At 63.6% G+C, this 13,021-nt stretch carries 11 protein-coding genes; 6 read left to right on the forward strand and 5 right to left on the reverse strand.

From position 1 onward, the window contains the following. The first annotated feature begins 137 nt into the window (after window positions 1-137). Both M5B42_RS08725 and M5B42_RS08730 read left to right on the forward strand, forming a co-directional pair. Entirely contained in the window at window positions 138-677 is a 540-nt protein-coding gene (locus M5B42_RS08725; RefSeq protein ID WP_103498096.1) for a PaaI family thioesterase, read from the forward strand. Window positions 678-718: 41 nt separating this feature from the next. Further along, complete coding sequence (locus tag M5B42_RS08730) at window positions 719-1,855, forward strand: thiolase family protein (RefSeq protein ID WP_248745567.1); 1,137 nt, start codon at window positions 719-721, stop codon at window positions 1,853-1,855. Between the two features lie 113 nt (window positions 1,856-1,968). On the opposite strand, the gene M5B42_RS08735 is transcribed toward M5B42_RS08730, so the two are convergent. Further along, a complete protein-coding gene (locus tag M5B42_RS08735; RefSeq protein ID WP_248745568.1) occupies window positions 1,969-2,970 on the reverse strand; it encodes a YncE family protein in 1,002 nt (333 codons plus the stop codon). A gap of 287 nt (window positions 2,971-3,257) precedes the next feature. Between M5B42_RS08735 and dkgB the strand changes: the two genes are divergently transcribed. Next, the gene (gene dkgB / locus M5B42_RS08740) at window positions 3,258-4,061 is read left to right on the forward strand and encodes a 2,5-didehydrogluconate reductase DkgB (protein WP_248745569.1); all 804 of its coding nucleotides are present in this window, start codon (window positions 3,258-3,260) and stop codon (window positions 4,059-4,061) included. Between the two features lie 162 nt (window positions 4,062-4,223). Here the strand turns inward: dkgB and M5B42_RS08745 are convergent, their stop codons facing one another. The 3 genes from M5B42_RS08745 to M5B42_RS08755 form a co-directional block, all read right to left on the reverse strand. Then, window positions 4,224-4,847: a response regulator transcription factor gene (locus M5B42_RS08745; protein WP_103498093.1), complete on the reverse strand. Its 624-nt coding sequence runs from the start codon at window positions 4,845-4,847 to the stop codon at window positions 4,224-4,226. Between the two features lie 311 nt (window positions 4,848-5,158). Then, complete coding sequence (locus tag M5B42_RS08750) at window positions 5,159-5,875, reverse strand: MgtC/SapB family protein (RefSeq protein WP_103498092.1); 717 nt, start codon at window positions 5,873-5,875, stop codon at window positions 5,159-5,161. A 76-nt stretch (window positions 5,876-5,951) separates the two neighbouring features. Next, window positions 5,952-6,431 (reverse strand): sigma-70 family RNA polymerase sigma factor, encoded by a 480-nt coding sequence (locus tag M5B42_RS08755; protein ID WP_218171371.1) that lies wholly within the window; start codon window positions 6,429-6,431, stop codon window positions 5,952-5,954. Between the two features lie 310 nt (window positions 6,432-6,741). On the opposite strand from M5B42_RS08755, the gene M5B42_RS08760 reads away from it, so the two are divergent. The 3 genes from M5B42_RS08760 to M5B42_RS08770 are packed head-to-tail and all read left to right on the forward strand — an operon-like array spanning window position 6,742 to window position 11,300. After that, the gene (locus M5B42_RS08760; RefSeq protein WP_248745570.1) at window positions 6,742-7,914 is read left to right on the forward strand and encodes an efflux RND transporter periplasmic adaptor subunit; all 1,173 of its coding nucleotides are present in this window, start codon (window positions 6,742-6,744) and stop codon (window positions 7,912-7,914) included. Continuing rightward, window positions 7,915-9,888 (forward strand): MacB family efflux pump subunit, encoded by a 1,974-nt coding sequence (locus M5B42_RS08765; RefSeq protein WP_248745571.1) that lies wholly within the window; start codon window positions 7,915-7,917, stop codon window positions 9,886-9,888. It abuts the gene before it with no gap. Window positions 9,889-9,896: 8 nt separating this feature from the next. Further along, window positions 9,897-11,300, forward strand: coding sequence for an efflux transporter outer membrane subunit (locus tag M5B42_RS08770; protein WP_248745572.1), 1,404 nt, complete (start codon window positions 9,897-9,899; stop codon window positions 11,298-11,300). A 30-nt stretch (window positions 11,301-11,330) separates the two neighbouring features. Here M5B42_RS08770 and M5B42_RS08775 read toward each other — a convergent pair whose 3' ends face one another. Continuing rightward, complete coding sequence (locus M5B42_RS08775; protein WP_248745573.1) at window positions 11,331-12,950, reverse strand: PvdJ/PvdD/PvdP-like protein; 1,620 nt, start codon at window positions 12,948-12,950, stop codon at window positions 11,331-11,333. Window positions 12,951-13,021 lie beyond the last annotated feature (71 nt).

Here is a 13,021-nt window from a genome sequence, read left to right on the forward strand (position 1 = left end):
GTAAAAATCAGCTTCATCGTTCCACTACTGGAACGACCACCCACAGAGCCCAGGATGCTGGATTAATTTATATTTCAGACATAATATGAAGCGAAATATTACGAACATAATTTTTTATATCAAGAAAGGAGCCGTCCATGCAGACCCCGAACCGCGACGTCACGCTCGCCCAATGGATCGCCGAGGAACAGGCCATGCGCGAGCGCCTGCAAGGCCCCGGCAGCCTGACCCTGGCCGAAGTCAGCCAGCTGACGCCGGCCGAGTTCTTCAACGGCATCGGCAACGGCGAACTGCCCTCGCCGCCGATCGGCAGCTTGCTGGACTTTATCCCCATCGAATGGGCCGAGGGCCACTTCGTGTTCCAGGGCACCCCGGACTCCCGCCATTACAACCCACTGGGCAGCGTCCATGGCGGCTACGCGGCGACCCTGCTCGACTCGTGCATGGGTTGCGCCATCCACACCCGCCTGCAAAAGGGCCAGGGCTATACCACCCTGGACCTGCGCATCAGCTACGTGCGGGCCTTGACCGACAGCAGCGGGCCGATCCGCGCCGAGGGCAAGATCGTCCACCTCGGGCGCTCCACCGCCCTGGCCGAAGGGCGGATCTATGACGTCGACGGCCGGCTTTATGCCACCGGATCGACCACCTGCATGATTCTCCAACCGCGCGGCTGAGCAACCGCCACGCCCCTTGCGCCCTACCCAGGAGTTTCGCCATGACCTCCATCGTGATCGCCGGTTACGCCCGTTCCCCCTTTCATTTCGCGAAAAAAGGCGCGCTGATCGATATCCGCCCGGACGACCTCGCCGCCCAGGTGCTGCGCGGCCTGGTGGATAAACTCGACCTCGACCCCGCCGAACTCGAGGACCTGGTCATGGGCTGTGCCTACCCGGAAGCCGAGCAAGGCATGAATATCGCCCGTATCGCCAGCTTCCGCGCCGGTTTCCCCGACAGCCTCGGCGGCGCGACGATCAACCGTTTCTGCGGCTCGTCCATGAGTGCCGTGCACTATGCCGCCGGGCAGATCCTGCTGGGGGCCGGCGATGCCTTCCTCTGCGCCGGGGTGGAATCCATGACCCGCGTGCCCATGGGCGGTTTCAATATCTCGCCGAACCCGACGCTGATGCGCGATCACCCCGAGGTGTATATGCCCATGGGCTACACCGCCGAAGAAGTCGCGCGGCGCTACGACATCGGTCGGGCCGAGCAGGAAAGCCTGGCCGTCGAGTCCCACGCCAAGGCCGCCCGGGCTCGCGAACTGGGCCGCCTGGAGGACGAAATCATCGCCATCCAGACCGCGAACGGCTGGGTCAAGGAAGATGGCTGCATTCGTCCCGGCACCAGCCTGGAGGGTTTGGGAGGGTTGAAACCGGCGTTCGACGGCACGGTCACCGCCGGCACGGCCTCACCCTTGACCGATGGCAGCGCCGCCGTGCTGGTGTGCAGCGAAACCTTCGCCCGCGAGCGCGGTTTGTCGATCCTGGCGCGGATCAAGGCGGTCGCGGTGGCCGGCTGCGCCCCGGAGATCATGGGCATGGGTCCGGTCCATGCGACCCGCAAGGTGCTGCAACGGGCCGGTTTGCGGATCGGCGATATCGACCTGGTGGAAATCAACGAAGCCTTTGCCAGCCAGTCCCTGGCCTGCCTGCGGGAACTCGACCTGGATCGCGGCCGGATCAACCTGGACGGCGGCGCCCTGGCCATCGGTCATCCCCTGGGAGCCACCGGCGCGCGCATCACCGGCAAGGCCGCCGCCCTGCTGCAACGCACCGGCGGGCGCTACGCCATTGCCACGCAATGCATCGCTGGCGGCCAGGGCATCGCGACGTTGCTTGAGGCCGTCGAGGACTGATCTGGCAGACAAGGGTGCGATGCGACCACAACCGAGGGTCGCCCCCCTCTGAAGAAGCCGTTACGCGCTCAGGGACTACTGGGCACCTGGGCGCGTGTACGGAAATCACCTGGCTAGATACCCGTGACATCAACCACCATCACCCTGGATCCCCGGACAGGGCCACTGTAGTCAGGTGGACGACCGTAGCTGGTGATATAGGCATACCTGCCATCGGATGAAAGGGCCATGGCGAATGGAGCGTCCGGAGCGATGATGATATCGCCAAGGATCGTGCCAGTACGGGTATCAACCGTTTGCAACATACTCCACTGGTCCATCCCCTCCGTGGTGTATCTCAGATAATAAGCACGATCGCCTTCGGGACTCAGATGGATATACTGTCCCGTGGCAAAGATGGAACGGATGCTCCCGGTGTTCGTATCCACCACTGACGTCTCCACGATGCGACCCGCGGGGACATAGAGCAATGCGCCATCCGGACTCAACGCGGAGGAATTCGGCGAACCGGGAATATACGGGCTCAACTGGATCACTTTATGGCTTCGTGTATCGATAACGCCGATAACGGCATCATACGGACTGTAGCTGACCGGTATATAAGCACGCTGCTTGACGGGGTCAACAGTAAGGGCGTTATCAAGGCTTCCCGATTCAAACTCAATGGTGTCGATTATTCGTTCTTCGTCGGCGTCCAGGACGATGATTTGTGCATTTCCGAGCTGGCTGTAGGGGCAAACGACATAGACCCGTCGGTTGATTGAATCGACCGTGACTCGCCGGGGTGGAACCTCGACGGCGATTTCCTTGACCACCTGGTGATTCACGGTATCAATCACAAAAATCGCAAATTCATTGAGACAAGTGACATAGCAGCGGTTTTTGTCCGCATCAAACGCAACATGGTAGGGGTTCGCCCCTACCGGGATATTGGCAACCACCACCCGTTGCCGGGTATCGATCAGCGATACGCTGTCCAGGCCGAAATTACAGACACAAGCCCAATCTCCATCTGGACTCAGTGCAATGCCGCGAGGTAAGGCTCTTGCCGATAATTGGATGACTTCGTACCCCCTATCGATAACCGGCACCTGCGATTCAATTTTTTTAGTCATGGCTACATGACTCCGTGTGACCTTGGGAACAACCCTTTAACTGTAGGCGACGGTTTTCAAGGACCCCTGGCTAAACCTGCCTGAACTGGACAGATGGTTTATCCCGCGGCTCGACCACTGGCCTGACTATCCAGGCATGCGACAGAAGCAGCCCCTCCCTCCTGTGACCCGACACTCCGGCTATTCGTGCGCACGGGTAAAGAGTCCTTTTCCCAACCCCTACTTTTTCTCAAAGATCGGGGTGGGGATACTCCTGCTCATTCCCACTGTCACTTCAGGAGTCACTCATGTCCGTTCCCGCCTTCGGCCTTGGTACCTTCCGCCTGCAAGGCCAGGTTGTCATCGACTCGGTCAGCACCGGCCTCGAGCTGGGCTACCGGGTCATCGATACTGCGCAGATCTACGAAAACGAAGCCGAGGTCGGCCAGGCCATTGCCGCCAGCGGCATCCCCCGTGACGAACTGTTCATCACCAGCAAGATCTGGATCGCCAACCTCGGCAAGGACGCCTTGATCCCCAGCCTCAAGGAAAGCCTGCGCAAACTGCAGACCGACTACCTGGACCTGACCCTGATCCACTGGCCATCGCCAGAAGCCCAGGTGCAGGTCGCCGAATTCATGGGCGCGTTGCTGGAGGCCAAGAAACTGGGCCTGACCCGGCAGATCGGGGTGTCCAACTTCACCGTCGAGCTGATGCAGCAGGCGATTGCCGCCGTCGGTGCCGATCAGATCGCCACCAACCAGATCGAACTGCACCCCTACCTGCAGAACCGCAAGGTGGTGGCAGCGGCCCAGGACCAGGGCATCCAGATCACCTCCTACATGACCCTGGCCTACGGGGAAGTGCTGAAGGACCCGGTCATCCGCCAGATCGCCGAGCGGCACCAGGCGACTCCGGCACAGGTGACCCTGGCCTGGGCCATGCAGTTGGGTTATGCGGTGATTCCGTCGTCGACCAAGCGCGAGAACCTGGCGAGCAACCTCAAGGCCCGAGACCTGCGTTTGAATGACGAAGAAATGGCGAAGATCGCCGGCCTCGAACGCGCCCATCGCCTGACCAGCCCGGCGGGTCTGGCGCCGAAGTGGGATTGAGGCCTTCCCCGCTGACTGCGAACACCTGAAAACACCGCAAACCTGTAGGAGCAGGGCTTGCCCGCGAAGCTTTCAGCGTCCTTGAGGCCCTCTTCGCTGGCAAGCCAGGCTCCTACAGGTCGGTGGTGTTTTCAGAAATGCATTCCGACCGGAATGGAAACCTCAGATCAACTGGTTGCGTTTGGCAAACTCCGCCAGCGCCACTACCGACTTGAGGTTGAGCTTTTCGATCAGGCGGGTCTTGTAGGTACTGACCGTCTTGTCGCTGAGCAGCATCAGTTCGCTGATGTCCTTGTTCTTCATCCCCCGGGCGAGGTAGCGCAGGATGCTCAGTTCGCGGTTGCTCAGGCTGTCGATCAGCACCGGTTCCGACACACTGGCGCCCTGGCCTTGAACATGCCCTTCCAGGCGCGGAAAGAAGCTCTTGTTGAGCATCACCGCCTGGATCGCCAGGCGCAGCTCGATCAACTCGGCGGTCTTGGAGATATAACCCATGGCGCCGGCGCGCATGCAGCGCTCGGAGTAGAACTCCGGCGCCTGTTCGGTAAGTACCACCAGCTTGCTCGGCAGGTGCAGGTCGGTGAGTCGCTTGATCGCTTCCAGGCCATCGAGCCGGGGGATATTGAGGTCCATGACAATCAGGTCCGGCGCCAGCTCCCGCGCCAACTGCACCGCATCGACGCCGTTATCGGCCTCGGCGACGACCTTGAACCCCTCCTTTTCCAACAAGACCTTGATGGCCATGCGAATGAACGGGTGATCGTCAACTATCAGGGCTGTGCGCATTACAAATCCTCAAGAAGTACGCCAGCCACTGCTTGAGACGGGAACGTGCTTGCATCGAAAAAAGACAGGGAAATAGCGAAATACAGTATAGGAAAATTCTCAATTCCTGCTGTGGCTGGACAGTGGGCCTGCGGCCATTCCGGCCTGTGGCGGTCAGGTTCAGGGCGTGAGGGCTGAACAAGGTCGGCCACTTTAGCGAGAGGCCTCGGGAGCATCTGTAGGGAAAATCCCAAGATCCCCGTCACTTCCAGGAAGCTTGCACGGATCCGGCAATAGGGGGCACCGACTGGACGGTGCCCGCGAAGGGCAGGTCAGTCGGTGGTACTCGGGCTCCAGAATGCCTGCTGCACCATGCTTGAGGTCGACAGCCGCGCCACCAGCGCATCGAGTTCGTCGCCGTCCACCGAGGTGATTGCCAGGGTCGCCTCGATTTCCACTTCCTCGTCGCCGAAGGGTCGCACCTCGACATCGCTGGCCGGGTAGTTGCTGCGCTCCAGTTCCTTTTCGAGCAACGACAGCACGGTCTTCTGCTGGGCCCGTCGGACAATCAGGTAGAGGAGATAGGTGACCTCCGCCGAGACCACGTCCAGGGGCTGGCGGTTGATGTAGTTGACGATCGGCCGCAGCAAGGTGTTCGCCGCAAGGACGAACAGGGTCCCCAGCAGGGCTTCGAGGATCAGGTCGGCACCGGCGCAGGCACCGACCGCCGCCGAGGCCCAGAGGGTCGCGGCGGTGTTCAGGCCACGGACATTGCCCTCCTCGCGCATGATCACGCCGGCGCCGAGAAAACCGATGCCGGAGACCACGTAGGCAACCACCCGCACCGCGCCTTCGGAGCCGCCCAGGCGGTTGGCCATATCAACGAAAATCGCCGCCCCCACCGCCACCAGGACGTTGGTGCGCAGGCCGGCGGTGCGCTGGCGGTACTGGCGTTCAAAACCGATCAGGCCGCCAAGGATAAAGGCGGCGCTGAGGCTGACGAAGGTGTCGATCAGGGAATCGAGGTTGATGTTGTTCAGGGCTTGCATGGAAGCTCTCGTGTCTGCACGCGGTGACGCAGACATAGCACATTCACATGAACAGAATGATGGCAGCGCACAGGGCTCAGCTCGCCTCCCACTGACGCAAGCGCACGCGGCAGTGCTTCATGGCATTGACGATGTGTTTTTCCACCAGGCTGCGGGAAATCCCCAGGCGCTCGGCGATCTCCGGGTGGGACAGGCCTTCGATCTTGCGCAGCGTGAAGCTGTCGCGGCACGGCCCGGGCAGCTCCGCCAGGGCCCGTTGCAACATGTCCAGGCGTAGCCCATGGTCCAGGGAGATTTGCGGCGACGGGCTGAAAAACCGCTCGTCGTTGTCGAGCACGTCCAGGGATTCGTTCTGGCGTACGGTATTGCGCCGGTGCTCATCGATCAGCAGATTCATCGCCGTGCGATAGAGGAACGCCCGCGGCTGCCCTATCGGGGTCTCGCTCGAACGCTCGAGCACCCGCAGGTAGGCATCGTGCACAACGTCTTCGGCCGCCTGGCGATTGCCCAGCCGGGCATTGAGGAAACACACCAACTCGCGGTAGTAGCTTTCCAACCTGACTCCTGTCCGCACACCCGGCGGGACTGTCCTTGAGCATGATCGGCAGCGTCCGGCTCGGGACCTCATGACAATGGCTGTTTGAAGCAGGCGTAATTTATAATAATTCTCATATAGATTCCAATCTTCCATTACCCACCCGGCGCAAATACCTCGAAAAGTCCACGGACCGGACTTAAATTCCCGCGCCGACCTCTCGTCTATCTTGCAGCTCCCGTGTTTGTCGCCCGGCGACAACGAGTGCCGCGGTGCCCCCGTGTGCCCGCCGCGTCGTCACGGACCGACTTTCCATCGGCTGGAACCCTGCATGAACCGTCCCCGACGCACCCGCCGCGCCCTGCTTGTCACGCTTTGCCTGATCCCCGTCGTCGCCCTGGCCGCCTGGCAGATCCTGCCACCGGGGCATGATCGCTTCGCCACCGTCACGGTCGCCCGTGGCGATATCGAAAGCAGCGTCACCGCCCTCGGCACCCTGCATCCACGTCGCTACGTCGACGTCGGCGCCCAGGCCTCCGGACAGATCCACAAGATCCACGTCGAAATCGGCGATCAGGTCAAGGAAGGCCAGTTGCTGGTGGAGATCGACCCGTCGACCCAGCAGGCCAAGCTCGATGCCGGTCGCTATTCGATTGAAAACCTCAAGGCCCAGTTGCAGGAACAACGTGCCCTGCATGACCTGGCACGGCAGAAGTACCAGCGCCAGCAACAGCTCAGCGCCGGCGGGGCCACCCGCAGCGAGGATGTGCAGGCGGCCGAAGCCGAGCTGCGCACCACCCAGGCGCGCATCGACATGTTCCGCGCGCAGATTCTCCAGGCCCAGGCCAGCCTGCGCAGCGACGAGGCGGAGCTGGGTTACACGCGGATCTATGCGCCCATGAGCGGCACCGTGGTCGCCCTCGATGCCCGCGAAGGCCAGACCCTCAACGCCCAGCAACAGACGCCGCTGATCCTGCGCATCGCCCGATTGTCGCCGATGACGGTCTGGGCGGAAGTCTCGGAGGCCGATATCGGCCACGTCAAAGCCGGCATGCACGCCTATTTCACCACCTTGAGTGGCGGCAGCCGGCGCTGGACCAGCACGGTCCGACAGATCCTCCCGGTACCGCCCAAGCCCCTCGAAGCCGGCAGCCAGAGCAGCAGCAGTTCCAGCAGCAGTAACAAAAGCGGCAGCTCGCGGGTGGTGCTTTACACCGTGCTGCTGGATGTCGACAACGCCGACCAGGCGCTGATGGCGGACATGACCACCCAGGTGTTTTTCGTCGCCGACCAGGCGCAAAACGTCCTCACCGCGCCGATCGCCGCCCTGCAAGGCGACTCGCGGGCGCCGCTGCAGACGGCCCGGGTGGTCAGTAGTAACGGCGAGATCCAGACGCGCCAGGTGCGTACCGGCATGAGTGACCGGCTACGGGTGCAGATCCTCGACGGGCTGGCCGAGGGCGACCATCTGTTGATCGGCCCCGCGACCGGCAGTGGAGGCTGAATGCAAACGCCACTGATCGACCTGCAGGACATCCGCAAGGCCTATGGCGGCGGCGACAGTCCCGAGGTGCAGGTGCTGCGCGGCATCGACCTGAGGATCCATGCCGGCGAGTTCGTCGCCATCGTCGGCGCCTCCGGCTCGGGCAAATCGACCCTGATGAATATCCTCGGCTGCCTCGACCGGCCGACCTCCGGACGCTACCTGTTCGCCGGTGAAAACGTCGCCGAACTCGACAGCGATGCCCTCGCCTGGCTGCGCCGCGAGGCCTTCGGTTTCGTGTTCCAGGGCTATCATCTGATTCCGTCCGGCTCGGCCCGGGAGAACGTCGAGATGCCAGCGATCTATGCCGGCACCCCGGCCGCCGAGCGCCAGGCCCGCGCCGCCGCCCTGCTCGAGCGCCTGGGCCTGGCCAGCCGTGGCGGCAACCGCCCGCACCAGTTGTCCGGCGGCCAGCAACAGCGGGTATCGATTGCCCGGGCCCTGATGAACGGCGGCCATATCATTCTCGCCGACGAACCCACCGGCGCCCTCGACAGCCACAGCGGCGCCGAAGTCATGGCGCTGCTCGACGAACTGGCCAGCCAGGGCCATGTGATCATCCTTATTACCCACGACCGTGAAGTCGCCGCCCGGGCCAAACGGATCATCGAGATCCGCGACGGACTGATCGTCAGCGACAGCACCCGCGACAACCCCGAGCTGCAGCGCGGCAACGACCCCGTCGCCCTGCAGGCGATCGACCTGCGCCAGCGCCTGAGTGACGGCAGCGCCTATCGTGGCGCCTGGAAAAGCGAGCTGGTGGACGCCGTGCAAGCGGCCTGGCGGGTGATGTGGATCAACCGCTTTCGCACCGCCCTGACCCTGCTCGGCATCGTCATCGGGGTCGCCTCGGTGGTGGTGATGCTTGCGGTCGGCGAAGGCAGCAAGCGCCAGGTGATCGCGCAGATGGGCGCGTTCGGCTCGAACATCATCTACCTGAGTGGCGCGCCGGCCGCGCCACGGGCCCCGCTGGGGATCATCAGCCTGGACGACGTGGCGGCGCTGGCGGAACTGCCCCAGGTAAAAATGATCATGCCGGTCAACGGCGCCGACGCCGTGGTGCGCTTCGGCAACCTCGACCACACCGCCTATGTCGGCGGCAATGACACCCAGTTCCCGGCGATCTTCAACTGGCCGGTGGTCGAGGGCAGTTACTTCACCCAGGCCGATGCCGATGCCGGAGCCGCCGTGGCGGTGATCGGCCACAAGGTCCGCGACAAACTGCTCAAGGAGGTGGCCGACCCCATCGGTCAGTACATTCTCATCGAAAACGTGCCGTTCCAGGTGGTCGGCGTGCTCCAGGAAAAAGGCGCCACCTCCGGCGAGACCGACAGCGACGACCGCGTGGCGATCCCCTACTCGGCCGCCAGTGTCCGGCTGTTCGGTACGCACAATCCGGAATATGTCGCCATCGCCACCAGCGACGGGCGCAATGTCCGCGACGCCGAGAAGGCCATCGACCAGGTGATGCTGCGCATGCACGACGGCCGCCGGGACTTTCGCCTGACCAACAACGCCGCGATGATCCAGGCCGAGGCCCGCACCCAGAACACCCTGTCGCTGATGCTTGGCTCGATTGCCGCCATCTCCCTGCTGGTGGGGGGCATCGGGGTGATGAACATCATGCTCATGACCGTGCGCGAACGCACCCGGGAAATCGGTATCCGCATGGCCACCGGCGCCCGCCAGCGCGACATCCTGCGCCAGTTTCTCACCGAAGCGGTGATGCTTTCGGTGGTCGGCGGCCTGACCGGAGTGGCCCTCGCCCTGGCGGTCGGTGGCGTCCTGCTGCTGGCCAAGGTCGCCGTGGCGTTTTCCCTGGGCGCCGTGATCGGCGCCTTTGCCTGCGCCCTGGTCACCGGCGTCCTCTTCGGCTTTATGCCGGCCCGCAAAGCTGCCCGGCTCGACCCGGTCACAGCGCTTACCAGTGAATGATCGAACCCATGAAACCGCGCTTTTCCCTGTTGACCATTTGCCTGCTGCTCAATGCCTGCGGCGGGCCCGCACCGCGTCCGGACGACGGCACGCCGTCACCGGCTCATTGGCAGTTCGAAACACGACACAGCGCCCGGCAGACCAGCACCCTCTGGTGGCAAAGGTTCGGCAGTCCGGAGCTGGACCGGTTGATCGAGCAGGCCCGCGTCGACAGCCATGACCTCGCCGCCGCCCTCGCCCGGGTGCGCCAGGCCCAGGCCACGGCGGTGATCGCCGGTGCCCCGCTGCTGCCGCAGGTGACCCTGGGCTTGAACGGCAGCCGCAGCCAGTTGCTGAACAACCGGGACAATGCCGACAGTGACAACAGCAGCAAAAGTTATGGCGCCAACCTCAGCGCCAGCTACGAGGTGGACTTCTGGGGGGGTGTCGCCGCTGCCCGCGACAGCGCCGTGCAGAGCCTGCGGGCCAGCGAATATGACCGGGCAACGGTGGAACTGACGCTGCTCGGCGGTGTTGCCGACCAGTATGCCCGCACCCTGTCCGCTCGCGAGCAGGAGGCTATCGCCGGGTTGAACCTGAGCAATGCCCGACGGGTGCTGGAACTGGTCCGGACCCGCTACGACTCGGGCTCGGCCACGGCGCTGGAACTGGCCCAGCAAAAAAGCCTGGTGGCCAGCCAGGAACGACAATTACCGCTGGTGCGCCAGCAGGCCGGGGAGTCGCTGATTACCCTCGCGGCATTGCTGGGCCAGCCGGTCCAGAGCTTGCGGATCGGTGCCCAGCCGTTCAGCAGCCTGAGCTGGCCGTCGATTGATGCCGGCGTACCGAGCGAACTACTGCGCCGACGTCCGGACATTGCCCGGGCCGAAGCGCAACTGGCGGCGGCGCAGGCGGATGTCGAGGTGGCGCGGGCGGCCTTGTTGCCGAAGCTCACCCTGGGTGCCGGCCTGGGCTCGGAATCCACCCGGGCCGCCGATGCCTTGCGCACGCCCTTCTACACCCTGAGTGCCGGCCTGCTCGCGCCGGTCTTCAACAACGGCCGCCTGCGGGCCGAACGCGACCGGGCCACGGCGCGCCAGGAAGAGTTGCTGGAAAGCTACCGGGGGGCGATCGTCAACGGTTTCGCCGATGTCGAAAAAGCCCTGAACAGCATCAGTGGCCTTGATCAGCAAAGGCGTTGGCAGGATGAAGAACTGAAGCAGGCGCAACGGGCCTTCGAGATTGCCCAGAGCCGTTATCAGGCCGGGGCAGAGGATTTGCTCACGGTACTGGAAACCCAGCGCACGTTGTATGCGGCCCAGGACCAGAATGTACAGCTGCGCCTGTCGCGGGTGCAGGCCAGTATTGCGTTGTACAAAGCACTTGGTGGCGGCTGGCAGACACAAGAAGGGCGTTCGGCCAAGGAAATTTGAAGCCGAGCGCGTTCCTGTGGCGAGCGAGTATCAGAGCAACCGATCCTTGATCGACAGATGCCGCGCATACCACGGCCGGCGCGGTACCCGACGCAACAACCCGGCCAGGTCCTTCTCCGGCGTAAAGGTAATCCGCAAGGCCAGCTTCATGGTCTCCGGGTCCATCTCCACCGTCTTGCCCATGTTCAATCCCGGCGTGGTGCTGCAACCATGGGTGGTCGGCCCGAGCCAGGGATCGTCCACTTCCACCCAGCGCCCGGGAGCGAACCAGGGCACGCCATTGACCTCCTGGCGCGTGACCTCCCCCGGATGAAAACGCTCGTGCGCCCGGAACCAATCCTCCAGCCGATCATCGATCCAACCATGGAACATCCAGAACACCGGGTTCACATGGGAGGAAAACGGATCGCCGAGAAAGTCGTTCTGCGGCGCATACCAGCGCGGGGCAAAGTCGGTGAACTCCCGGGCCATGGGCACCGGCGCGCCATTGGACGGATCGCGCGCCACCGAAGCCCAGCGCATATGCAGCCAGTCATGCAGCCCCAGCTCGACCTCGGAGCCGAACTGGCCCAGGGTCAAGCGGGACAGATAACGCGGATCGCTGTAACGCGACTCCCAGGCCTGGAAGTTGCTGTGCCAGGTCTCGGCACTCTTGATATCGCCGACCCACTGGCTGTATTCGTCGTCACCGTCGGCCAGCCAGGTCGGCGGCACGGCGCAGCCATCGTGGTTATCGAAATAACGGGCAAAGCCCTGGCGATCGCGCTCCAGCTCCGGCTGGGGCAGCGGAAACGCGCGCCATGACGGCAAGGCCTGGAACGAGCGGGCCATGCGCAACATATGCCGGTGCATAAAGAAAAAGTCGATGCCTGAACCGTTGCGATCCTTGCGCTTGCCACGGGCGTCGCGCTCCTTGTCCCGGGGACCGGGCTGCCAGCCGATCCCGCGCAAGCCATTGCGCTTGTCTTCGGGGAGGGTGTGCCACTTGTCCCGGGAAGCATGCCAGAGCTGGTGGAACAAGCGGTGCTCGGGGGACACCAGCCAGGCCAGCAGGGGCGCGCCCAGGCCGATACGTTCGCGGGCTTCGGGAAACACCTGCTTGACCGCGACAAAGCGGTTGTCCAGTTGCGGCAAGGCCAGCGGCCGGTCCAGGCGCTCGACATGACCGCTCAAGGTGCCACTGCCGGCGTTGCCGAACGTGGCCCAGACTTCATCCAGAACCAGGCTGAATTCATACAGCGGCCTCTCGGCGTCCCCCAGGCTCAGGCGCCAGAACAGCCGCGAGCCGTCGCTCTCGGCAAGGTCACCGACCAGCCGCCAGCGGGGTTGACCATCAGCCCGCAACGCCTGGGCGGTGTCAATGAAACCGCGCAAGCCGCGACCACGCGGGGCGATATCGAGGAACAGTTCCAGGCCTTCGAGGGGCAGGCCATCCAGGCCCGCGTCACGTCCTGTGAAATGCAGGCTCCAGACCCCGCGCAGATTGTTGGCCAAGCGCCGGCCGGCCATGTCGAGCAGATCGACCGTGGCCTCGCCCGGCGTGACGGGCTCCCTGTCCCGGGTCAGTTCGCGGTGCGCGTAATAAGCCACGGGAACAGCTACGCCCGTGAGCGCCAGGCCCGCCATGAAGCCTCGTCGAGAAATCGTCATCGCCCTACCTGTGTCAGCCCTGAAGCAGGCTTTATCCAAGCTAGAACGTTGCACTGCGTAGGAAATTTAGC

Source organism: Pseudomonas sp. MWU12-2037 (assembly GCF_023242345.1).
Taxonomy (GTDB): Bacteria; Pseudomonadota; Gammaproteobacteria; order Pseudomonadales; family Pseudomonadaceae; genus Aquipseudomonas; species Aquipseudomonas gingeri_D.